Source organism: Planococcus sp. TJ-307 (genome assembly GCF_058268435.1).
Map to the genome: position 1 here is coordinate 365,320 of NZ_JBZDOJ010000004.1, position 22,695 is coordinate 388,014.

The 22,695-nt window shown below is 43.9% G+C and carries 26 protein-coding genes; 20 read left to right on the plus strand and 6 right to left on the minus strand.

Going from position 1 to position 22,695, the window contains the following annotated elements; all coding sequences use genetic code 11:
- The first annotated feature begins 41 nt into the window (after window positions 1-41).
- Window positions 42-1,334, plus strand: a complete 1,293-nt coding sequence (locus AC4EHK_RS15730; RefSeq protein ID WP_490979735.1) for an MFS transporter — start codon at window positions 42-44, stop codon at window positions 1,332-1,334.
- A 155-nt stretch (window positions 1,335-1,489) separates the two neighbouring features.
- Window positions 1,490-1,807, plus strand: coding sequence for a DUF5658 family protein (locus AC4EHK_RS15735; RefSeq protein ID WP_490979736.1), 318 nt, complete (start codon window positions 1,490-1,492; stop codon window positions 1,805-1,807).
- A 74-nt stretch (window positions 1,808-1,881) separates the two neighbouring features.
- On the opposite strand, the gene AC4EHK_RS15740 is transcribed toward AC4EHK_RS15735, so the two are convergent.
- The 4 genes from AC4EHK_RS15740 to AC4EHK_RS15755 all read right to left on the minus strand — a co-directional run bounded on the left by AC4EHK_RS15740 (window position 1,882) and on the right by AC4EHK_RS15755 (window position 6,202).
- Window positions 1,882-3,063, minus strand: a complete 1,182-nt coding sequence (locus AC4EHK_RS15740) for an MFS transporter (RefSeq protein WP_490979737.1) — start codon at window positions 3,061-3,063, stop codon at window positions 1,882-1,884.
- 115 nt (window positions 3,064-3,178) lie between these two features.
- Window positions 3,179-5,566 (minus strand): heavy metal translocating P-type ATPase, encoded by a 2,388-nt coding sequence (locus tag AC4EHK_RS15745; protein ID WP_490979738.1) that lies wholly within the window; start codon window positions 5,564-5,566, stop codon window positions 3,179-3,181.
- A 75-nt stretch (window positions 5,567-5,641) separates the two neighbouring features.
- The gene (gene copZ, locus AC4EHK_RS15750) at window positions 5,642-5,863 is read right to left on the minus strand and encodes a copper chaperone CopZ (protein WP_490979739.1); all 222 of its coding nucleotides are present in this window, start codon (window positions 5,861-5,863) and stop codon (window positions 5,642-5,644) included.
- A 15-nt stretch (window positions 5,864-5,878) separates the two neighbouring features.
- Window positions 5,879-6,202 carry a metal-sensitive transcriptional regulator gene (locus AC4EHK_RS15755; RefSeq protein WP_490979740.1) on the minus strand — a complete coding sequence of 108 codons (324 nt, stop codon included), beginning with the start codon at window positions 6,200-6,202 and terminating at the stop codon, window positions 5,879-5,881.
- 231 nt (window positions 6,203-6,433) lie between these two features.
- On the opposite strand from AC4EHK_RS15755, the gene AC4EHK_RS15760 reads away from it, so the two are divergent.
- Complete coding sequence (locus tag AC4EHK_RS15760) at window positions 6,434-6,574, plus strand: Lmo0850 family protein (protein ID WP_490979741.1); 141 nt, start codon at window positions 6,434-6,436, stop codon at window positions 6,572-6,574.
- A 27-nt stretch (window positions 6,575-6,601) separates the two neighbouring features.
- On the opposite strand, the gene AC4EHK_RS15765 is transcribed toward AC4EHK_RS15760, so the two are convergent.
- Complete coding sequence (locus tag AC4EHK_RS15765; RefSeq protein ID WP_490979742.1) at window positions 6,602-7,783, minus strand: FtsW/RodA/SpoVE family cell cycle protein; 1,182 nt, start codon at window positions 7,781-7,783, stop codon at window positions 6,602-6,604.
- A gap of 160 nt (window positions 7,784-7,943) precedes the next feature.
- Between AC4EHK_RS15765 and AC4EHK_RS15770 the strand changes: the two genes are divergently transcribed.
- The 9 genes from AC4EHK_RS15770 (at window position 7,944) to AC4EHK_RS15810 (ending at window position 16,889) form a co-directional block, all read left to right on the plus strand.
- Complete coding sequence (locus tag AC4EHK_RS15770) at window positions 7,944-8,714, plus strand: hypothetical protein (RefSeq protein WP_490979743.1); 771 nt, start codon at window positions 7,944-7,946, stop codon at window positions 8,712-8,714.
- Window positions 8,715-8,857: 143 nt separating this feature from the next.
- A complete protein-coding gene (locus tag AC4EHK_RS15775; protein ID WP_490979744.1) occupies window positions 8,858-9,205 on the plus strand; it encodes a DMT family transporter in 348 nt (115 codons plus the stop codon).
- Window positions 9,205-9,522 carry a DMT family transporter gene (locus tag AC4EHK_RS15780; RefSeq protein ID WP_490979770.1) on the plus strand — a complete coding sequence of 106 codons (318 nt, stop codon included), beginning with the start codon at window positions 9,205-9,207 and terminating at the stop codon, window positions 9,520-9,522. The genes AC4EHK_RS15775 and AC4EHK_RS15780 overlap by 1 nt, the downstream gene beginning before the upstream one ends.
- Before the next feature lie 73 nt (window positions 9,523-9,595).
- A complete protein-coding gene (locus AC4EHK_RS15785; protein WP_490979745.1) occupies window positions 9,596-10,666 on the plus strand; it encodes a D-alanine--D-alanine ligase in 1,071 nt (356 codons plus the stop codon).
- A 13-nt stretch (window positions 10,667-10,679) separates the two neighbouring features.
- Window positions 10,680-12,041 carry a UDP-N-acetylmuramoyl-tripeptide--D-alanyl-D-alanine ligase gene (locus AC4EHK_RS15790; RefSeq protein WP_490979746.1) on the plus strand — a complete coding sequence of 454 codons (1,362 nt, stop codon included), beginning with the start codon at window positions 10,680-10,682 and terminating at the stop codon, window positions 12,039-12,041.
- A gap of 157 nt (window positions 12,042-12,198) precedes the next feature.
- Entirely contained in the window at window positions 12,199-12,897 is a 699-nt protein-coding gene (locus AC4EHK_RS15795) for an alpha/beta hydrolase (RefSeq protein WP_490979747.1), read from the plus strand.
- Window positions 12,898-13,230: 333 nt separating this feature from the next.
- Window positions 13,231-14,757, plus strand: a complete 1,527-nt coding sequence (gene cshA, locus AC4EHK_RS15800; RefSeq protein ID WP_490979748.1) for a degradosome RNA helicase CshA — start codon at window positions 13,231-13,233, stop codon at window positions 14,755-14,757.
- 142 nt (window positions 14,758-14,899) lie between these two features.
- Window positions 14,900-15,379 carry a PH domain-containing protein gene (locus tag AC4EHK_RS15805; protein ID WP_490979749.1) on the plus strand — a complete coding sequence of 160 codons (480 nt, stop codon included), beginning with the start codon at window positions 14,900-14,902 and terminating at the stop codon, window positions 15,377-15,379.
- Entirely contained in the window at window positions 15,372-16,889 is a 1,518-nt protein-coding gene (locus AC4EHK_RS15810) for a PH domain-containing protein (protein ID WP_490979750.1), read from the plus strand. The genes AC4EHK_RS15805 and AC4EHK_RS15810 overlap by 8 nt, the downstream gene beginning before the upstream one ends.
- Before the next feature lie 51 nt (window positions 16,890-16,940).
- Here the strand turns inward: AC4EHK_RS15810 and AC4EHK_RS15815 are convergent, their stop codons facing one another.
- Window positions 16,941-17,549 carry a rhomboid family intramembrane serine protease gene (locus tag AC4EHK_RS15815; protein WP_490979751.1) on the minus strand — a complete coding sequence of 203 codons (609 nt, stop codon included), beginning with the start codon at window positions 17,547-17,549 and terminating at the stop codon, window positions 16,941-16,943.
- A gap of 68 nt (window positions 17,550-17,617) precedes the next feature.
- On the opposite strand from AC4EHK_RS15815, the gene acpS reads away from it, so the two are divergent.
- The 8 genes from acpS (at window position 17,618) to AC4EHK_RS15855 (ending at window position 22,604) form a co-directional block, all read left to right on the plus strand.
- Window positions 17,618-17,971 (plus strand): holo-ACP synthase, encoded by a 354-nt coding sequence (gene acpS, locus AC4EHK_RS15820; RefSeq protein ID WP_490979752.1) that lies wholly within the window; start codon window positions 17,618-17,620, stop codon window positions 17,969-17,971.
- 15 nt (window positions 17,972-17,986) lie between these two features.
- Complete coding sequence (gene alr, locus AC4EHK_RS15825; protein ID WP_490979753.1) at window positions 17,987-19,144, plus strand: alanine racemase; 1,158 nt, start codon at window positions 17,987-17,989, stop codon at window positions 19,142-19,144.
- Window positions 19,145-19,187: 43 nt separating this feature from the next.
- A complete protein-coding gene (locus AC4EHK_RS15830; protein ID WP_490979754.1) occupies window positions 19,188-19,472 on the plus strand; it encodes a transcriptional regulator in 285 nt (94 codons plus the stop codon).
- A gap of 4 nt (window positions 19,473-19,476) precedes the next feature.
- A complete protein-coding gene (locus tag AC4EHK_RS15835) occupies window positions 19,477-19,827 on the plus strand; it encodes a type II toxin-antitoxin system PemK/MazF family toxin (protein ID WP_008432415.1) in 351 nt (116 codons plus the stop codon).
- 169 nt (window positions 19,828-19,996) lie between these two features.
- Entirely contained in the window at window positions 19,997-20,824 is an 828-nt protein-coding gene (locus tag AC4EHK_RS15840) for an RsbT co-antagonist protein RsbRA (RefSeq protein WP_490979755.1), read from the plus strand.
- The gene (locus AC4EHK_RS15845; protein WP_008432419.1) at window positions 20,824-21,186 is read left to right on the plus strand and encodes an STAS domain-containing protein; all 363 of its coding nucleotides are present in this window, start codon (window positions 20,824-20,826) and stop codon (window positions 21,184-21,186) included. The genes AC4EHK_RS15840 and AC4EHK_RS15845 overlap by 1 nt, the downstream gene beginning before the upstream one ends.
- A 2-nt stretch (window positions 21,187-21,188) precedes the next feature.
- The gene (locus tag AC4EHK_RS15850) at window positions 21,189-21,590 is read left to right on the plus strand and encodes an anti-sigma regulatory factor (RefSeq protein ID WP_142827250.1); all 402 of its coding nucleotides are present in this window, start codon (window positions 21,189-21,191) and stop codon (window positions 21,588-21,590) included.
- A 12-nt stretch (window positions 21,591-21,602) separates the two neighbouring features.
- Window positions 21,603-22,604, plus strand: coding sequence for a PP2C family protein-serine/threonine phosphatase (locus AC4EHK_RS15855; RefSeq protein WP_490979756.1), 1,002 nt, complete (start codon window positions 21,603-21,605; stop codon window positions 22,602-22,604).
- Window positions 22,605-22,695 lie beyond the last annotated feature (91 nt).

The following is a 22,695-nucleotide window of genomic DNA, read 5'->3' on the forward strand; positions in this document are numbered from 1 at the left end:
TTTGTTTAATTAAATTAAACTTTCTCTAAGGGAGTGAAAGCATGCAGGAAGCAGTACGCATCAAACGGGCGACTTATCACTTGTACACGTTTACGGCCAGCAAGTTGATTTCGACATTTGGGAGCTCTGTCTATGCATTTGGCATCAGTTTATATGTATTAGCCTTGACTGGTTCAGCCGCAAGTTTTGCGATTAACTTGATTTGCAGCATACTGCCAAGATCTTTATTGGCGCCGTTTGCCGGATACGCTGCGGATAAGTATTCGAAAAAAGTGATTGTAATTCTGTCGCAACTGGCAAGTGTACTTGCAGTAGCGGGCTTACTGGTGTTTGGTTTGATGAACAGCTTGTCGTTAACAGCCATTTACACGACGACTGCGCTTCTGTCGGTGAGTTCGATGTTTACGAGTGTCACATTTTCTTCGTCAATCGCTAATCTCATTGACCCGGATCGTATACAACGCGCAATGGGCTTTAACCAATCGGCCATTTCGATTGCCACGATAGGCGGGCCGGTGGTTGGCGGCATCCTCTTCGGTTTTGTGTCAATGAACGTATTCTTGCTGATTCAAGTCGCTGCCTATGCTATTGCTGTCTTGTTGGAATCGACGATGAACTTCCGGTTGTTTACAGTACGCGGCGAAAAACCAGCGGATGAAAAGAAAAAAACGATGTTGACGGAGATGAAAGAAGGATTTTCTTACTTGAAATCCAATCGCGTCATTATGGTTATCGTAACAACCGCTATCGGCATCAACTTCTTTTTCTCTTCATTGATGATTGGCCTGCCATTTATTGCAGTTCAGCAACTGCAAGTGGAAGCGACGCATTTCGGGATGATTGAAGCGATGATTGCGGTGGGTATGCTGGCAGCGTCCATCCATTTCTCTGTCAGCAAAGAAGTGAAGTTTCCTTTGCAGTTTGCTAAAAGAGGGATATTGGCGATGTCTGTGCTGCTTACGGGGATGAGCGTTCCGCTCGTTATTGGCATGTCCTACGGTGTAACCGTTGTTTATTTCCTTGTGCTGATGCTTATGTTTGGTGTCACCAATGTGTGTGTGAATACGCCGATCGGTGTCATGATGCAAAAGGATGTAGAGGAAGAATACCGTGGCCGCGTCTTTGGAATTCTGGAATCGATGGCAATGGCCATGATGCCGCTTGGTTATCTGGTGTTCGGATTACTCTACGATTTAGTACCGGCAGAATACATTGTTGGTGCAAGCAGCCTTTGCCTAATTGGACTAACGAGCTATTTAATGCGCCCATCTGTGTTGAAAGAAGCGCATCCTAAACTTCAAAAAAATATTTTAGACGAGCCAGAAATTTTGTAATACAAAATTTCTGGTTTTTTATTTTTTGCATACGATATTGATATTTATTTTTAAAAAATTTGTGATTAAATACCTAATTTTTGATGTATAATATTATTATCATTCGGGTATTCCAGTACTAAATGCATATGACTGATCAAGTGAGGGTGTGGCACATGGGGATGGGAAAAAGCAAAGCACCTTTAAAAAAGCATATCTGGAGTTTGATGATCTTGAACTTCCTTGATGGGGTGCTGACTTATGTGGGGCTACTATCGGGTGCTGTAACTGAGGCGAATCCATTATTGGCATCATTTTCTCCACTAACGCTTTTAGCGATAAAAATTTTTTTATCTCTTTGTCTTTTTGCCTTTCTGTACACACCGTTTGTTTGGATCCAATCCCGGGGTTGGCGTTACGCTTTTATTGGTGTTAACACGCTATACACGCTTATTTTGCTGCTGCATGTATTTTGGCTGACTCTTTATTTGTAAAGCAAGGCTGCTATATTTTTTTCATATTAAAGGCATCGCGCTCAGCGATGCCTTTAAAGTTGATCTTATAATTTTTATACAGAAGTACTGGTTTCTTCAGCAGTTCGCAAAGTTTTAGTGGAGGATCTGTAGAACAGGATCAGCAGAATGCTGGCAATCGCTAGTGCGGCAGATAAATAGTAGATGCTGCCGGATTGCATTGTCAGGAGCCATGTGAACGTCAATGGCCCGATAATGCGGCCAAGGTTGTCCATTGAATACGTCATGCCGGCAGCCGTTCCGTACTTTCCGCCTGATTCTTTTGACGTCAGTGATACCAATGCAGTGCGTGCCAAGGCATTGCCGGCAGTAAAAATACTGAGGGCAACCCCTGCAAAAATCAGACTGCTGGTAAAGGGAAGAATCACTAGGCCGAGAGCTGTGACGATCTGTGCTCCAATAATCCATTTTGTTTCGGCACCATCTTTAATTCGGCGAACAACGCCGCCTTGGATGGCAGCGTCCACAAATCCGCTGGCCATGAACAAGTAACCGAGCTGAAGCGGTGTGATTTCAATCTGGTCGATCTGGAACAGTTGGAAGGTAGACTCCAATCCTGCCAACAGGAAAGTCACCATAAAAGAAAATAGAAACAAGTAGCGGATGCGGAATTGCCAAAGTGTGCTGGAACCTTTCGGCAAAAGCGCGCGTTTCACGGCTTCGCCTTTTCGAATAGGTTCTTTTAAAACAAGGCTCGCATAACCCATTAACAGGAGGACCAGAACTGCGGAAGCCGTAAACGGCAAAGACAAGGAAACTGCACCGAGAAGTCCGCCAATTGCAGGCCCAAAAATGAAGCCGAGGCCAATTGACATGCCGAGAAGCCCCATGTATTTATTGCGCTCTTCATTTGTCGTGATGTCTGCCACATAGCCGGTCACAGCAGTATAAAGGGCACCGGAAAACAAGCCGCCGACAATGCGTGAAAGATACAGCAGCACCAAGTTATCAAGGAACAGCGAAAATAGGAAGAAGCTCAAGCTGAATCCAGCCAAGCCGACAAGAATCAGTTTCTTTCGTCCCGTTTTATCAGAAAGCTTTCCCCAAAGCGGTGCGGTAAAAAAGGAAGACAGGGCATAGATGGTGATTAGTCCACCGACGTGGATTTCCGAGTAGCCTTGCTGAACAACGACTTCGGGCAAAATAGGGATGATGATGCCGAATCCCAAGTACACAAAAAACTGGACGGACATCAGCAGTAAAATGGTTTTTTTCATAAGTAGAGATTCCTGCTTTCTCAAAAGAATATGCCCTTATTTTACTCTTGTTTCACTTATAGAACAATGACAGGAAAAAGAGGTCCATTTCTGGACCTCTTCGATAAACTAATCATCATTTATCCAGTTTTACACGCTGAAGGCGCAAAGCATTCATGACAACTGATACGGAGCTAAATGCCATCGCGGCACCTGCAAGCCACGGGGCCAGAAAACCAGCTGCCGCAATCGGGATACCGATGGAGTTGTAGGCAAGTGCCCAGAACAAGTTCTGTTTAATATTCCGAACAGTGAGTCGGCTCATCCGAATCGCGTCGACCACACGCATTAAATCGCCTTGCATCAAGGTGATGTCGGCCGCTTCCATGGCAATGGCTGTTCCTGTGCCCATGGCCATGCCAACGTCAGCGCTGGCCAGTGCGGGCGCATCGTTCAAGCCATCTCCAGCCATGGCGACGCGTCGGCCTTGAGCTTGGAGTTTCAAAACCACATCTGCTTTTTCTGCAGGCAAGACCCCAGCAAACACTTCATCAATGCCCACTTGTTTGGCAATAGCTGAAGCTGTGCGCTCTTGATCTCCCGTCAGCATGACCACATGAAGCCCCATACTTTTCATTTCCTGGACTGCTTGTTTTGCAGTGTCTTTGATGGTGTCTGCTACTGCAATGAGGCCGCTGTATTGCCCATCTACAGCGATGAACATGACCGTTTTGCCATCGCTCTCAAAAGCTTCAGCTTGTGCTTCATCAACCGAAAGTCCATCCATTAAGCGGCGGTTGCCCATAACCACTTCCCGGTCCGCTACGGTAGCGCGGATGCCATGGCCTGGCACTGCACTAAAAGCACTAACGTTCAGTGTGGATTCCCCAAAATCAGAGATGGCTTGAGCCACCGGGTGTTCAGATTGGTTTTCTGCACTGGCCGCCAAGTTTTTCAATTCATCCAAATCAACATTACCTGCTGGAATAAAATCTGTTACGACAGGGCGCCCATTGGTGATGGTGCCCGTTTTATCCAGAACGACAGTATCAATGTGTTTAGTATTTTCCAAAGATTCTGCGGTTTTGAACAAGACGCCTTGTTCGGCAGCCCGTCCGGAGCCAGCCATAATTGAAGTCGGTGTAGCCAAGCCAAGTGCACAGGGGCAGGCAATGACCAGAACTGCGATGGTGCTTTCAAGAGCAGCCGCAAAGTTTCCGGGTGCCACAAGGAAATACCAAACAAGAAACGTAATGATGGCGATGCCCACGACAATTGGAACAAAGATGCTTGAAATTTTGTCAGCCAGCCGCTGAATCGGCGCTTTGGAACCTTGCGCTTGTTCAACGACGCGAATGATATTCGACAACACAGTATCTTTGCCGATTTTATCGGCTCGCACACGAAGCGATCCGTTGGAGTTGACCGTTGCCGCAAAAACGGCATCCCCCGTCTCTTTGTCGACAGGCAAGCTTTCGCCGGTCAACATGGATTCATCTACGGCTGAGTTGCCTGAAAGGACAGCCGCATCAACCGGGATGGATGCCCCTGGTTTAATCAACAAAATATTTCCGGTTTTAACTTCTGAAATCGGCAAGCTGATAAACTCATCACCGCGTTCAACCAAAGCATGCTGCGGCTGCAGTTTCATCAGTTTTTTAATAGCATCAGAAGAACGGCCTTTTGCACGTGCTTCAAATACTTTTCCTAAGATAATTAAGGTGATTAATACGGCGCTGGTTTCAAAATACAAGCCCATATTATGTCCCATATTCCAATTTGCCAACACCAGGTAAACGCTGTAGAAATAAGCAGCGGAGGTGCCGAGAGCAACCAGAACATCCATATTTGCGGATTTATTTCTTAATGCAAAGTAGGCTCCTTTGTAAAAGGAAGCCCCGATCCAAAATTGGACAGGTGTTGCCAATGCCCATTGAACCAGCGGATTCATGAGAATCTCAGGTACGTACATCCAGGACGTAAAGGAAAAATGACTGAACATGGTCCATAGCAATGGAAAAGAAAGGGCGGCAGAAATCCAGAACAAGCGTGTTTTCTTTTTAATTTCCTGTTCTTTGTGGTCTGTCGCTTCTTCAGTTTCTTGATTGAGGACTGCATCGTAACCCAGCGACTGAATTCGTTTGACAAAGTCCTCGGGAGTGACGGTTCCAGGATTGTAAGATACATGGCCGGTTTCCATTGCCAAATTGACGTTAGCCAATTGGACACCTTCCATCTTATTTAAAACTTTTTCGATGCGCGCAGAACAATTAGCGCAGGTCATGCCCTGTATGGAAAAATCAATTTCTTCCTGTTGCACGCCGTATCCCAATTGTTCTACTTTGTATTGGACATCGATCATAGATGCCTGGTTGTCATCATAAGTTACTGAAGCTTTTTCAGTGGCAAAATTGACGGTGGCTTCCGAAACGCCAGGCAGTTTTTGCAGTCCTTTTTCGACGCGGTTCGCGCAAGCAGCACACGTCATGCCGGTAATCGCCAGTTCAGTTTGTTTAGTACTCATAACAATCCCGTCCTTTTAAAGTTATATACCTGTTGGGGGTATATTATTTTGAAAAAAATAACTGCGTTTCCGCAGTTATTCGCTTAACATTGCCACATCGTATCCTTGATCTTCAATAGCTTCTGCAATTTGGTTGACTTCAACTGTCGCGGCGTCGTAAGCGACGTCAACAGAACCGTTTTCTAAAGACACTTCGACTTTGTCTATGCCCGGTAAAGCCATAACGCTGTCTTTTACGGAACTTACACAATGTTGGCATGTCATGCCGCTAACTTGTAGATTGATTTGTTCTTTCATAAAAAATTCCTCCTATTATTTACGCATCATTTTTTGAATGGTAATAAGCAATTCGTCCAACACTTCTTCTTCTCCATTTTCCAGACGTTCTTTGACGCAGCCCTTCAAATGGCCTTCCAGCAAAACTTTGGTGACGCTATTTAAAGCAGATTGTGTAGCAGCCAGTTGCGTGATGATGTCATCGCAATAAACGTCCTTTTCCACCATGCCTTTAATGCCGCGGATCTGACCTTCAACGCGATTCAATCGATTGGTTAAATCTCTTTTGACAGATAGGGGATGATGGCTTTTCCTGCAAGAGGTATCCAGTGCAAAGGGTTCTTCAATTAATTCGCTCATCTGAAGATCCTCCAATCTTTATTCTAAACCCAATATACCTCTAAGGGGTATATAAAGCAACCGATTTACATCAGATTCTTAAATGTCATCAAAATGATAAGTTTAAAATCCTGAAAAGATGGTATTATAAACATAGACACAGAAAAGTCAACAATTTATACCTTGCCCCTGAAACACGGCAAGTTCAAATACGTCTTTATAAGTAATGAAAAACACAAAGAGGTGATATGGATGGCGAAAAACGTAGATGTTCGCAATATCGTTTCAAATTTGTCGAAACTTGGAATCCAAGCAAAAATCACAAAATCCCGCGTTGAATTAATCAAAGCGATTGCTTTGCCTCAACCAGTTCACACACAGTCTCAACAATAAAAACTCCGACGCAGGATGTCGGAGTTTTTATTTTTTGTTTTTATCGAACATGTAAGTTTTATGATGGAATTTCATGCTGAAAACAATCCCGAGAGCCAGCATGTTCCCGATTAACGAACTTCCTCCATAGCTGATAAAAGGAAGAGGGATGCCTGTGATCGGCAAAAGTTGAATCGTCATGCCAATGTTTTGGAATACGTGGAACGTAATCATTGCAATAATTCCTGCGCATACATAGGTGCTGAATGTGTCCTTGAATTGCAGCGTAACTTTGGTCAAGTGATAGATTAGCATGAAAAATAGAATGATAACAGCGCTGGCGCCGATAAACCCGAAGTCTTCCGAAATAACCGTGAAGATAAAGTCTGTATGATTTTCCGGCACATAGACTTGGCGTCCTTGGTAGCCTTTTCCGAACACTTCTCCTGAACCGATAGCGTTCATTGCGGCAATCAGATTGTATCCACCGGCTTCTGCATAGGAGTATGGATCAAGCCATGTATAAATCCGTTCAAACATATAAGGCTGCAAACCAAAGACATTAGACAGGAAGTCTTGGGCATTGATGGTCATCCAGAGCAATAAGGCACCGATAACAGCGACCCCGCCAAAGCTTGGTGCAATAATTTTCCAGGAAATTCCCGAGACTACAACAACCGCTAATGTAATGGCGATAAATACTAATGCAGTTCCCAAATCGGGCTGCAGAAGAATAAAGCCCAACGGAATAATTAAACAAAGTGCGATTTTCCCTAATAAATAAAAATCGGATTTGATGGTTTTGATCAGATGTTGTTCGTGGTGAGTAGAGATCATTTTTGCCAATGCCAATATATAGAAGGTTTTCATGAATTCTGCGGGCTGAATATTGACGAATGGTGTATGGAACCAAGCTTTTGCCCCATTAACCGGTTCAGCGATTTGGCCTACCCCATCCGGTGAAATCATTAAAAGGACGAGCAGGAGAATGCCGAAGCCGTATAAATAATAGGCCATTTTTTTATATTGTTCTGGGTCGAAATACATCAATATTCCAATCATCCCGGTGGAAATGATATAAAATAAAGCTTGCCTTGGAACAAAATTCGTCAAATATTGACCGGAAGTTTGGGCAGAAGAAATAGCTACCAGGCTGACAATAAAGAACAGAAATAGGATGAAAGCCAGCGACCAATCAATGCGGTCGGTAAAGCTTTTGTTAGTTTGCATGTATTTTCCACCTGTACTTTTTATTATTATGAGTCGGAATATATTATAACGTATATATCTGTAATATGCGCATGACAAAAGTAATGACGCATTTGGAGTAGGTATGTTTCATATTTGGATGTTTTGGTCGTATAATAGAAAATGGAATGGAGTGGGGGATATGGTAAAAAAACCGTTGAACACGGATGCGTACATACAGCATTTATATATTTATCTGAACGAGTCTGATCAATTTGCCTTATTCAGCGGACTTACCTTTGCCCATTTTTTGGATGCCATGAAATTGCCCAAAAATCTGTTGCTGCTAAAACACCCATATGAAGATGCATCTTTTAATATGCACACTCACATGGAATTCGCTACACAGGAAGAGTTCGGGCAATTGCGGAAAGCGCGAGCAAACAAAAAGAGCGAATTTTGCTGGATTGATTTCAAGAGTGAAAAACAACTAAATTCCCTGACGCCCCAGGAGCAGGCCGAATTATTGTACATCGGCCATAAAAAAGAACCAGTGAAGACGCCGTTTTATTCGACGCTTCAAAATGAATTCGTTTATTTGTCCAGCGAAGAAGAAGAAACCACAAAAATTTACTTCCGCAAATTAGAACGCCTGAATGAGCTTGTCGGAAACTATTTCACGTATTTAATTCGCAGGGAAGAGAATGGACAGAATTTTTGGCGTCGAAAAGCTAAGGACCTGATACCGGAGCTGCCAGCTGAAATTCTGCAATCCTTGAAGAAAAATTACCGTGAAGGCGTGCTCATCTCATTGGCAGACCCCGAAAAAACCAAAAGCACCATTGAATTGCATATTCGTCCAGTAGAGGAAATCTCTTTTCTCGACGAGTTCTGGTCCGATATTGAAGAGTACACCAAACAGGGGATTTCACGTAAGATCATCTACGACAGAAAACAAAAAGTATGGAAATAATACCTGGAAACAGGTATTATTTTTTTCGAGTTGATTTTTGATTACACTATAGGTTGAGTTGCGAGTCTTTGCTTGCTGACCTGCCGGAAGCTATATAAAGAGATGAAAGTTAAATGCGTTTGAAAATGAAAGAAGGAAAGCATATGGCTTGGATTTATCTTTTGATTGCAGGAGCCACAGAAATTGTATGGGCAATCGGCTTGAAACTTGCTGACGGCTTTACTAATTTGGCTCCCTCTCTTGTCACATTGGTTTTTATCGTCATCAGCTTCTTGTTGTTTTCCATTGCGATGAAGACGATTCCTATCGGTACGGCTTATGCGGTTTTCACTGGCATTGGTGCTGCTGGAACGGCTATTCTTGGAATTTGGCTATTCGGTGAAAATGCCAGTTTGGAAAAACTGTTCTTTTTGAGTTTGCTGCTGTTTGGAATCGTTGGGCTAAAAGTGATGGATGGAAAAGAAGAGGCAAGTAAGCAGGTGAAATCATGATAGATTGGCTAATTTTAATTGCTGCTGGATTGTTTGAGGTCGCTTTTGTCACCACGATGAAATTATCGAATGGCTTTAAAGTGAAGTTGTATACTGGCCTGACCGTTTTGTCCGGTGCACTCAGCTTCTATTTATTGTCGCTGGCTCTGACGACTATTGCACTTGGAACAGGGTATGCAGTATGGACAGGCATCGGGGCTGCAGGCAGTGTGTTGGTTGGCATGCTGTTTTTTAATGAAAGCCGGCAGCCGGCGAAATTGTTTTTCTTGTCATGCATCCTTGCCGGAGTAGCCGGCTTGAAAATTTTCGGGGGCTGACAGGAAAAAAATATTCGTCGTTAAAGGTTCGTGATAAACTAAGCAATATGGATAATGAAATGAGGTTTCTTGGATGAAAAAAAGAATTGGTTTATTATATGGAGGCAAATCAGCAGAGCATGAAGTTTCTCTGTCAACAGCCCTTGCAGTTACAAAAGCAATTGATTTTGATGCGTATGAAGTGTATCCGATTTACATTACACAAGATGGTGAATGGAGAAAAGGCGACCGCCTCGAAGAAACGGCAAAATCGATTGGACAGCTTCAATTGGCTGGGCAGTCGTCAAAGCCAAATGACATCTCCGGATTTCTTCCCGCCGAAAGCGGGAAAGCACTGGATGTCATTATTCCTTTATTGCATGGACCGAACGGAGAAGATGGGACCGTTCAAGGCTTGCTTGAGGTCATGAATATTCCGTACGTCGGAAACGGTGTGCTGGCATCTTCGGCAGGCATGGACAAAGTAGTCATGAAGCAGCTGTTCGAGCAGGCAGGTTTAAAACAAACGCCTTATGTGTATTTTATAAGAAGAGAATGGGATAAAGATCAGGGCTTGTGGCTGGATAAGGTAGAAGCAGAACTTGCTTGGCCGGTATTTGTGAAACCTGCTAATTTAGGATCAAGTGTTGGCATCAGCAAAGCCGAAAATCGTGAAGAATTGATTGCTGCCGTAAAAGAAGCCTTGAAATTTGACCGCAAGATTGTCGTTGAACAGGGAGTAGTTGCCCGCGAAATCGAGGTAGGCGTGCTTGGAAATGATGAGCCAGCTTGTTCAGTTGCAGGGGAAATCAAGCCGCTAAAAGCTTTTTATGATTACCAGGCAAAATACAAAGATGGCGATACAGCGATGATTATTCCCGCGGAGCTGGATCATGCAGTTTATGAAAAGTTGGAAAGAGACGCCAAAAAAGCCTTTAAAATCTTGGACTGCTCAGGACTTGTGCGCGCAGACTTTTTTGTCACAGAAGCCAATGAAATCTTGATTAACGAAGTCAATACCTTGCCGGGATTCACGCCTTACAGCATGTTCCCGCTGCTTTGGGAACATACCGGATTGCCGTATCCGGAACTGATTGAACGCCTGATCGCTTTAGCGATTGAACGTCATGAAGATAAACAATTACTGCAAGTTAAAATAGATTGAGTGGAGAAACCAAATGAAAAAAAAGATTGAGCAAGTAGCCAAATGGCTTGATATCAAAACTAATTTAAAAGGCTTTGACGTAACAGGGGCCTCAATTAATACGAGAACGCTCAAGCCAGGCGATTTGTTCATTCCTTTCCGTGGCGAGCAAGTGAATGGGCATAAATATGTCCGTTCAGCCATCGAATTAGGTGCAGCCGCTTCGTTATGGCAGCGCGATGAACCGGGTGCTCCGGAAGATTTGCCTTTGCTTTTCGTAGATGACTGCGAGGTCGCTTTGCAGGAAATGGCCCGTGCTTATCGGGACGAATTGTCGGCACTCGTTGTGGGGATTACAGGCTCCAACGGAAAAACTTCGACAAAAGACTTGGTGGCCAGTGTTTTAAAGCCTTATTTCAAGGTTCAAAAAACACCTGGAAATTTCAATAACCAATTAGGTCTGCCATTAACCATTTTATCTTTAGAAGAAGATACCAAAGTCGCGGTGTTGGAAATGGGTATGAGCGGCAAAGGACAGATTGAATTTCTGTCTGAGCTGGCCCGTCCTGATTATGCCATCATCACCAATATTGGAGAAGCGCATTTGCAGGATCTTGGATCTCGTGAAGCCATTGCAGAAGCAAAATTCGAAATCACTGCTGGTCTCCAGCAACATGGCAAGCTGTTCTATGACGGCGATGAGCCATTGCTGCAGCCGTTCATGGAAGATTTTCCGCAAGGAGTTTCTTTTGGATTCGACGACAATAACGAATTGACAGTGACCGATATCAAAGCCACTGAAAATGGCAGCAGCTTTATGGTCAGTGGAATCATCGATGCAGCCTTTACCATCCCGGTATTGGGTGAGCATCAGGTGAAAAACACGTTAGCGGCTATTTTAATTGCGCTTGAAGCAGGTTTGTCAGAAGAACAAATTCGCAAATCGCTGAAGGACGCAGCTTTAACCGATATGCGCATGCAGATGGTTCAAGCAGAAAATGGCGCTATGTTCATCAATGATGCTTATAACGCTGCGCCTTCATCGATGAATGCAGCTTTAAACTTTATCCGGGAAACGACGATGAAAGACAAAAAATGGGTCGTTCTTGGCGACATGCTGGAACTCGGAGATGATGAGCAAACCTATCACGAAGAGCTCAGCAAATACATTTCCGAAAGTCTGGCTGGCGTCTGCCTTTATGGCCCGCGTATGAAATGGCTATATGACAAGTTGCAGCCGGACTACACGGGCAAGCTATTGTGGAGTGAAAATGATTATGGGCCGATTATCGACCTGTTGAAGAAACACACAAATAAAGATTCGGTAGTTTTAGTGAAAGGTTCCCGCGGCATGGCACTGGAAAACATCATCGAACCTTTTACTAAAGCTGAATAAAGAAAAGCGCAAGTGCCCATCGAATCTGGGCGCTGGAGTCTGGACAATAAGAAAAGCGCAAGCGCTCGTATAGATTCGACGGGCATAAGACGCACTGGCGAAGCGCTGCTCTTTGCCACAAAGCTATACTGCTTATCAGTGAAAAGAGGAGAACAATTTGAAGACTGGCGTTCTTTGCATCCATGGTTTTACAGGAGGCCCGTTTGAAGTTGAACCATTTGCTGATTTTTTGACGGAGCAAACCGATTGGATAATCGAAATACCAACGCTTCCCGGCCATGGCGAAAAATTGGCTTTAAAAAGTATTTCGGCTGAAAGCTGGATGATGGAAGCAGAACTGGCGCTCAAAAGGCTAAAAAAATCAGCAGATCGCATCATCATTGTTGGTTTTTCAATGGGTGGCTTAATTGCTATGTACTTAGCGATGCGCTACAAAATCGATCGTCTGGTTTTATTAAGTGCCGCAGCTAAATACATTAGCCCTGCACAGATTTTTGAAGAAGTGCAGGAAACGATGCGGGATGCATTGGCTGGCAGAATAGCGGAAAACCCATCTTTTCATTTGTATGAATACAAGTTAACAAATACGCCTGTCAGTTCAGCTGTTGAATTTCTGCGAGTCGTCAAGATGGTGGAACCCTACTACGATAAAATCAAAGTTCCAGTTTGTATTGTTCAGGGCGGCAAGGACAGTGTTGTCCCAGCTTCTGCCGCAGACTTTATTTATGACCACATCGGCTCTGATGAAAAACACATGGTCCATTCAGAAACGGGCAAGCACTTGATCTGCTACAGCGATGACTGCGACGATTGGTTTAAGGAAGTTTATGCGTTTATGAACAAAGGCGCAGAGTAAACTGATTATTAGAACCTTTGCAGATTGATTGCAAATGATAAAAAAACGTGGTATTCTTTTGAAAGCAATGGATACATTTTTGAAACACTCTTCCCTGTGAAGAGTATTTTTTTGAGCAAAACGGTTTGTTCTATAGATAGGGTAGTAACTGCCCGTCGTTCAGACCGCTCGGCAAAGCCCGAGCTTTTCCTGTTCACACATCCCCTCTGACTTAAAACTACAGAGTATGATTTTCGACGTGAAACTTCCTCATAAAGGCTCGCCCTTGTCACTATTCATCTAAAATGTACACCATTTGTAAATCAGATGAAGACAAAAGGAGATTGAAAAAATTTGGTAAAATTTTCAGAGTTAAATATTAGCGAAACAACTTTAAAGTCCGTAAAACGCATGGGGTTTGAAGAAGCAACACCAATTCAAGAGGGAACAATCCGTCTTGGAATGGAAGGCAAGGACATCATCGGACAAGCACAAACGGGTACTGGTAAAACAACCGCTTTTGGTATTCCTTTGATTGAAAAAATCGACACTAAAGACGGTAATGTTCAAGGATTGATCATCGCACCAACACGCGAATTGGCTATCCAGGTTTCTGAAGAACTTTACAGATTGGGCCAAGATAAAAACGTGCGTATTCTTTCAGTATACGGCGGCCAAGAAATTAGCCGACAAATCCGTGCACTTAAAAACCGCCCGCAAATTATCGTTGGTACTCCAGGACGTCTATTAGACCATATCAACCGCCGTACTCTTAAATTGGACAACGTAAACACATTGATCCTTGACGAAGCAGACGAAATGTTGAACATGGGCTTTATCGAAGACATTCAAACAATTATGTCAAGTGTTCCTGACACTCGCCAGACATTGTTGTTCTCAGCAACTATGCCGGATGCAATCCGCCGCATTGCAGAGAAATTCATGAAGACTCCTGAAATCGTTAAAATCAAATCAAAAGAAATGACTGTTGAAAACATTGAGCAATTCTATGTTAAATCAGTAGAACGCGAAAAATTCGACATTCTTTCACGTCTTTTGAATATTCAACAGCCTGAACTTGCGATCATTTTTGGACGTACAAAACGCCGGGTTGACGAATTAGCAAAAGCTTTGAATATCCGCGGCTATTTGGCTGAAGGAATTCATGGCGATTTAAGCCAAGCAAAACGCATGTCCGTTTTGAAGCAGTTCAAAGCAGGCAAAATCGATATCTTGGTTGCAACAGATGTAGCAGCTCGTGGACTTGACATCTCAGGCGTATCACACGTATACAACTTTGATATTCCTCAAGATCCTGAAAGCTATGTTCACCGTATTGGCCGTACTGGCCGTGCAGGTAAAAAAGGAGTCGCAGTCACGTTTGTAACACCACGTGAAATGGGCTACTTGGGCATCGTTGAGCGCACAACTAAGAAAAAAATGGAAGCTTTAGTTCCTCCAACTGCTGATGAGGCTGTACTTGGCCAAAAACGCGTTGCTATGGAGCAATTAGTTGAAATGACTGAGAAAAACAATCTTGGCGACTACCGTGAATTTGCAACTCAAATGTTGGAAAAACACGAAGCAGTTGACTTGATTGCAGCAGCTCTTAAAACAATGACTAAAGAACCGGAAGATGTTCCAGTCTCTATCTCTGAAGAACGTCCTTTGCCATCACGCGGAGGCGGCGGATACAAAGGTAAAGGCGGAAGCGGACGCAGTGGCGGAGGCGGCGGCTATAAAGGCAATCGCTCTTCAAGCTCATCTCGTCCATCTTCATCAAGCCGTGGAGCGAGCTCAGGCGCAAGCCGACGCCGTGAAGGCGGAAGTGGAACTGGCGGCGGACGTCCAGGACGTACAACTCGCCGCAGCGAATCTTAATACCGATCAACTCGAGGATGGATGCAAACAGGAAACTGTTTGCATCCATCCTTTTTTGCTGTCCGGATATCAGTTACAATTGAATGAAACGTAACGATGAGCAAATCGTATAATGGATAGGAAAGCGATTGGAGAGAAGCAAATGGACAACCAACCAAAAAATCAAATTTCACGTAAAGGCTTAACTGTTTGGCGTGTATACGGCAGCATGGAAACTGCAGTAATCGCACTGATCGCAATTGGAGCTGGGGTATTAACGTATTTCTTCGACTGGCCGCAATGGCTGTATGCTGTTTATGGCGCAATTATTGTGCTGCTGGGCTTTTTGCTGATTTACTGGTTTCCCAAAATTCGCTGGCAACGCTGGCGCTATGAAGTAAGAGAACAAGAAATCGAATTGCAGCACGGCTTGTTTGTCGTAACTCGAACATTGGTGCCAATGGTCCGGGTGCAGCATGTGGACACTGAACAGGGACCGATTTTGCGAAAGTATGACTTGGCTGAGATCTCCATTTCCACTGCTGCAACGACACATACCATTCCCGCATTGGTCACGGCAGAAGCGGATGAATTAAGAGCGAGAATCTCTGTATTGGCAAGGGTGGCGGAAGACGATGTATGAAGAACGTTATAAGCTGCATCCCATTTCTGCGTTTTTAAATTTTATTAAAGGTCTGAAAGAATTAATCGTTCCGTTTGTCATCGTTTTTGGTGTCAATATATTTAGAGACGGCGGCATTAGCTCGATGTTTAACCAAGGGTGGCAGGGCTTGATTCCTCTTATCGTGAGCAGCGTGGCGCTGATTTTCCTGCTGGTTGCTGGAATCATTAAGTGGAAACGTTTTGTTTACTGGTTTGAAGATGGAGAGCTGCGCATTGAGTACGGTCTTTTTGTGAAGAAAAAGAGGTATATTCCTTTTGACCGGATCCAAAGCCTGAATTACACAGAAGGCATCTTCCATCGTCCACTTGGCTTGGTAAAAGTGAAAGTGGAAACAGGAGGTTCTGGCAAAGCAGGACAGGCCGAGGCTGAGTTGACAGCCATATCCCGAGAAGATGCAGACCGAATCGAAAACGAAATGGAAAAGGCAAAATACCGGCTTCCAGAAGACGACCTTCCAGTGATGGGACCGGTGGAATACGTAGAAGCACCGACTCCGGCTAAAAAAGAAACAAAAGTGCTTTACACCATGTCCATGAAAGAGTTGTTGATTCTTGCTACAACTTCTGGTGGGATCGGAGTGGTGATTTCGGCGGTTGCGCTTTTCCTGTCGCAGTTTTCAGAACTGATTCCGTATGATGCCATTTACGAGGAAGTTATGCTGTTTTTGCGTTTTGGGGCATTGATTGTAGTACTGACAATCTTTATTGTCTTGTTGATTGCGTGGATTATTTCGGTTGTGATGACCATCGTAGCAAACTACCAATTCACCATTCAGCGGGATGAAGACCATATCTACATTACGAGAGGATTACTGGAAAAAAAGAAAGTATCTGTGCCATTAAAGCGCGTGCAAGGGATTAAAGTAAGCCAAAATCCGCTGCGTGAAATTTTTGGGTATGCAACGGTCCTTGTTGAAAGTGCAGGAGGTTCAATTGGAGATAAGGATGAAAAAATCCGCTTGTTTCCTCTGGTCAAAGCAGAGCGGATGATCCCCATACTGGCTGATTTGTTTCCGGAACTCGAATGGGCGCCTGAATTGAATAAGGCACCAAAGCGCAGTGTTCACTTTTTCTACCGACTGGACTTGCTTTGGCTATCGCCAGTATTAGCGGTGGTTGGGTATTTTTTCTATCCGTACGGTCTGTTAGCGCTGATTCTCGTGCCGTTTGTTGTGGCTATTGGAGTTTGGCAGCACCGGACAGCAGGTTATGCACTTGGCGAAAAACAACTGACCATGCAATTCAGAGGAATCAGCAAACACCGTTACTTCATGCTGAAAAAACGTGTGCAAGTCGTTCAAGTGACGCAAAGCTATTTTCAGCGCCGGAGAGGGCTCGCTTCCATCAATTCGACAATCAAATCCGGTATGATGGGAGCCACTGCGTCCACTCCGCACATGGAGAAAGATGACGCGAGCCGAATTTTGGCCTGGTATGAACCATCTGGAACCAAAAACTTTGAAAATTAAACCATTATATTTCCAAAAAAAAGCAGCCGGAATAATTCATTCCGGCTGTTCTTATTTTTTAGCTCGCCAACTGACAATTCGTTTTGGATGGAAATAACTGAGTCCGATCAAAAACCCTGTAATCATTCCGGCGATATGAGCGGTGACATTGACGTTAGGTGTCAAGAAAGTCATCACTATACTAATGACGATAATTGGGAGTATAATTTGTTTGAGTTGCGGCAAAGCACGTCCTCCGTAATACACCAATGCACCGAATGCTCCAAAAACACCGAAAATAGCGCCACTGGCTCCGACGTGAGCATAATCGAGCGGCTGCAAGAAGTAAGTAGCTGCCGAAGCAAACAATCCTGCCAGCAGGTAAATCGTGATAAAGCGAACTTTACCGGTTAAGCGCTCCAATTCTGGTCCGAATAGGAACAAGGAAAACATATTAAACAGCAAATGCATCAATCCGCCATGCAGGAAAATTGGGGTAAAGAAGCGCCACCATTGACCTTCTGCAATGTAAAAGTTGGAGCCGAGACCATAAAAATAAATCCAATCCCCCAATAATGGCAGCAATCCCAAGAGATAAACCAATAAGTTAAGGGCGATCAAGGTGGAAACGACCGGATACATACGCAAGTATTGCTTAAAGCTTTCTGTACGAATAAACATTTTGTCACCTCTATTTCATATCTTTAATTATACCTGTTACCTGTTTGCGATTGAAAGGAGAAACATTTATGATTACAGGAATCGGATTGGATGTCGTTGAATTGTCACGAATCCGGCGATTAGATACTAAATCCCCAAAATTTCGGGAGCGCATTTTAACCGAATACGAGCAAGATGAGTACAACCAATTAACAGCAAATCGAAAAATTGAGTTTTTAGCGGGCCGTTTTGCAGCAAAAGAAGCGTTCTCAAAAGCAAATGGTACGGGAATCGGCGGTGAATGTTCTTTTCAAGATATTGAAATCAGGAAAGATGCCAAAGGCAAACCGTCTGTTTATTTCCGGAATATCGAAATGGGTCTAGTATCCATTACTCATTCAAAAGAATTTGCGGCAGCGCAAGTTCTGATACAAACAAATTAACTGGGCGGTGTGACGATGACAGAACAATACCGGCCGACAAAAGCGGTCATTGATTTAGGTGCGATCAAAAAGAATTTAATAGCGTTTCAACAGCAAAGCGGCAATGCTCAAGTGATCGCAGTCGTAAAAGCCGATGCATATGGTCATGGAGTTTTGGCAGTTGCCAAGACAGCAATCGAAAGTGGCGTGAGCATGCTGGCTGTTGCAACACCGGATGAAGCGCTTTTTCTTCGAAACGAAGGCATCGAAACAGAACTGCTTGTAATGGGAGCAACCCCGGCGAGGTTTTTGCCGGTCGCGCAGCAGCGCAATATTATTGTTACTGCGGTTTCTTTGGAGTGGCTGTCGATGGCAGCGGCTCACTTGTCGGCTGAATTGAATAAGTTGAAGATTCATTTGAAAGTAGATACCGGAATGCGGCGCATTGGTGTTCAGTTGGAAGAAGTGAACGAGGCTCTTGGTTTTATTGCTGGCCACGATTTTGACTTTAAAGGGATCTTCACACATTTTGCCACGGCGGATGAGCAGGATTCCCCGCTATTCCTGGAACAGGTGCGCGCAATGAATAAAGTGATCGATCAATTAGACGATCTTTCTGTTATGGTTCATGTATCCAATAGTGCAGCTTCGGCCATGAATCCGGAGTTGTCATGTGACGCGGTTCGTGTTGGAATTTCGTTGTATGGCATTGCTCCTTCTCCTTACGTAGGAGAGGCAATGGGATTTGAATTGCATCCTGCGCTCAGCCTGGAAACAGAAATTGTTCATGTGAAAAAAGTAAAGGCTGGAGAAGGTCTCAGTTATGGAGCAACTTATCGCGCTGAGCAGGATGAGTGGATTGCGACATTGCCAATTGGTTATGCGGATGGCATGCTTCGTGGGCTGCAGGGACAAGATGTCCTGATAAAAGGACGGCGCATGCCAATCGTTGGCCGAATTTGCATGGATCAGTGCATGGTTCGTCTTTCTGAAAAATTACCGGTTGGAGAAAAAGTCCAGTTGATCGGCAGTCAGGGCGGGCAGCGAATTTTCATCGATGAATGGGCGCGCAGACTGGAAACCATCCCTTATGAAATCCCTTGTATTTTAACAAAAAGGGTGCCACGGGTTTACTCGGACAGCACCAAAGTTGCCGATTTGCCTTTTCAGGAGCCTGATACAATGTTAAGATAAGAAAGATAAAGACAGAAGAACGGGATTTTCGGAGGTGTCGGCTGTGTACGAGAAGTCAAAGACAAAAGAAGTGGTTGTAAAATTGCCAAAACAATTTATTTCGGAGTTGACAACTCATTCAGATGAACGTGTTCAAGAAAGTGGAGATTTTATTTACGTTTCCACGCATCGAGTGACTAAGAATCTGTACGACTCATATCATATTCGGGAAGCGATGATCAAGGGCTACGTGGAGATGTCACAAATCAATCTATCGATTGCTTGTGAATGTTCTCACGCTGAGTACGAAGCGGAGCACACGACAGTGCGACTCGTAAGCGGAGGGTGACAACTTGATTGTAAAACGCGGGGATGTTTTTTTTGCAGAACTATCACCGGTCGTCGGGTCTGAGCAAGGTGGGACCCGCCCTGTCCTGGTGATTCAAAACGATATAGGGAATCGTTTCAGTCCCACTGTCATCATTGCTGCAATTACAGCACAGATTCAAAAAGCCAAATTGCCGACTCACGTAGAGATTAACGCCAAAAAATATGGCTTTGAGCGTGATTCAGTTATTCTGCTTGAACAATTGCGGACCATTGATAAGTCGCGGCTAACCGATAAAATCACCCAACTTGACGATACACTGATGGAAAAAGTAGATGAAGCATTGGAAATCAGCGTGGGTCTCGTAAAATTTTAAGCATACATACTCCATTAAAGGCGCTTCGAGAATTTTTCTCGAGGCGCCTTTTTTCCAGTAAATGGGCTTGCCGACAAAAAAGATGTGAAAAAAACGAATTTCCGATACAATAAAGAGTAGCAGATAAAATTTGAGATACATAGTGTCACAGGGAGGGTTTTTTACCAGTATGAATAAACAGATGGCTCAATATATACAGGGCAATTTAACCGAAATCATTTCGCAATGGCAGCAAAAAATGAAAGAAGAGGAAAACGAACGTTCTTTCCAAATGATGCCTGAAGAACTGATGAATCAAACAAGTCATGAGTTTGCGGAGTTGATGATTTCACATTTACTCGAAAGCCATCAAGCTTACGAAAGCCGATTAAACGACTTCGCAGAAAAGGTGGTTCGTCTCGGGTGGTCGATTACATTCGTGACAAAAGCAATCACTCATTTTGCTGAAATTATTTATGACAATATGAGCAAGGAAGAAATAATACATGAAGGCAATATTGCCGCTTACGTGAAAGAGTTCAGCAATTGGATTTCACCGATTCGCGAAAGCACCATCCAAGCGTATTCTAAAACGTGGGAACGCACAGTCAGCTTGCAAAAAATTGCGTTGCAGGAACTTTCCGCTTCGCTTATTCCCGTTTTTGAAAAAGTATCCGTTATGCCATTAGTCGGAACAATCGATACAGAGCGCGCAAAATTGATTATGGAGAATTTGCTGGAAGGTGTTGTGAAGCATCGTGCAGAAGTGGTGCTGCTTGATATTACCGGCGTTCCTGTAGTCGACACAATGGTTGCTCATCACATTATTCAGGCCGCAGACGCTGTTCGCCTGGTCGGAGCAAAATGTATGTTAGTTGGGATTCGTCCCGAAATTGCACAGACCATCGTGACGCTTGGAATCAATTTAAATGACTTTACGACAACAAGCACATTGCAGCGGGGCGTGGAACAGGCGCTGGCTTGGACAAACCGAAAAATTGTGGAGGTTGAAGACTAATGAATTTTAGAATTCCAATTTTAAAGTTACGAGATACATTAATTGTTTCGATTCAATGGGAACTTGATGATCAGACAGCTCTTCAGTTTCAAGAGGACTTATTAACAAAGCTGCATGAAACAAGTGCGCGGGGCGTCGTAATCGATTTGACGTCCATTGACTTCATCGACTCATTTATCGCGAAAGTTCTGGGAGACGTCATCAGTATGTCAAGCCTGATGGGGGCCAGAGTAGTCATTACCGGTATCCAGCCAGCAGTTGCTATCACTTTGATCGAGTTAGGAATTCGACTTGAAGATGTTATGACAGCACTAGATTTAGAAAATGGTTTGGATAAACTTCAATTGGAATTGGAGGCTTAAAAATGAGCGACCAGTCCTCGGTGGAAATTTTGACAGAATGGGATATTGTTGCTGCAAGACAACTCGGACGCAATGTAGCGAAAGAGCTTGGCTTTGGCACAGTTGACCAGGCCCGCATTACGACGGCCATCAGCGAGCTTGCTCGCAATATTTATTTATATGCCGGTAAAGGCCGAATTGAAATTCAGCAATTAACCGAAAATGGCATGAAAGGGATTTTGATCATTGCTGCAGACAGCGGCCCTGGAATCCCGGATATCCGCAAAGTAATGGAAGATGGTTTTACGACTTCCGGCGGATTAGGAGCAGGATTGCCTGGCGTTAAGCGGTTAATGGATGATTTCAAAATCGAAACAATTTTAGGCGAAGGTACAGATATAAGAGCTACAAAGTGGCTTCGTTAGGGGGAACGCCTAATGTCTCAAGAAATTGAGGTTCAATACAAAGAAATTTTAAAAGAATACACAAAAAAACAGACAGAGCAAAATTTATATGTCGGCCAAAATTTCAGCCGCCAGCTTATTCTGGAGAATATTGCACCCGAAGAAGTCATCAGCATGCACAAGGCGGCAATTCAAGAGCTTTACGGTGAATTGCCGGATGTTGTATGGCACTCTTTTGATTTTTTAATTGAAATGATGATTAACTATGGGTTGGCGCTTCAGGAACGGCAAAGCCTACTGAAACAGCAGGAAGAACTGAAAGTGGAAATGGATCTTGCAGCAAATGTTCAGGAAACGTTGCTGAAAACCAAATTGCCTGTACTGGAAGGTCTGGAAATTGGCCTTCTTTCTATTCCTGCGCGCAAAATGAACGGAGATTACATTTACTTTGTCAGTGACCATGACGGCTATGCTGGAGTGGCAGTGGCGGATGTTATTGGTAAAGGCTTGCCAGCTGCTCTTTGCATGTCCATGATCAAATTCGGGATGGACAGTTTAAACAGTGCGTATGCATTACCGAAAGACGTTCTGGGCGTCATCAACCGGATTGTTGAAAAAAGTGTGGATGATTCGATGTTCGTCTCGATGTTCTACAGCAACTATGATGCTAAGAAGGCGCGCTTGACTTATGGTTCTGCAGGGCATGAACCAGCGATTCTTTACCGCGCCAAAGACGAGGAATTTGTCGAGTTAAATGCCAGAGGATTATTGCTTGGTGTTTCTCCGGCAGCCGTCTATGAAGAACATACAGTGGATTTGGAAAAAGGCGATCTTGTCATTATGATGACGGATGGCGTAACAGAAGGCCGCAACGATGAAGGCTTTATTGAGCGTGAAGTTATTTATGAATTGATTGAACGAAAGAAAAAAGAATCCGCACAAATGATTGTTCAGTATGTCTACGATGAACTCGAACGCATGCAAAGCGCTCAGTTTCAGGATGACTTCACATTGGTGATTTATAAAAAAGTGTAGACAAGGTTTAGGCATAGGCAATTTGTGGTATAGAGGCTTAGAATAGCTTTTTATGAACGGATTGAATTTTAAAAAACGGGGTGTCGAATCA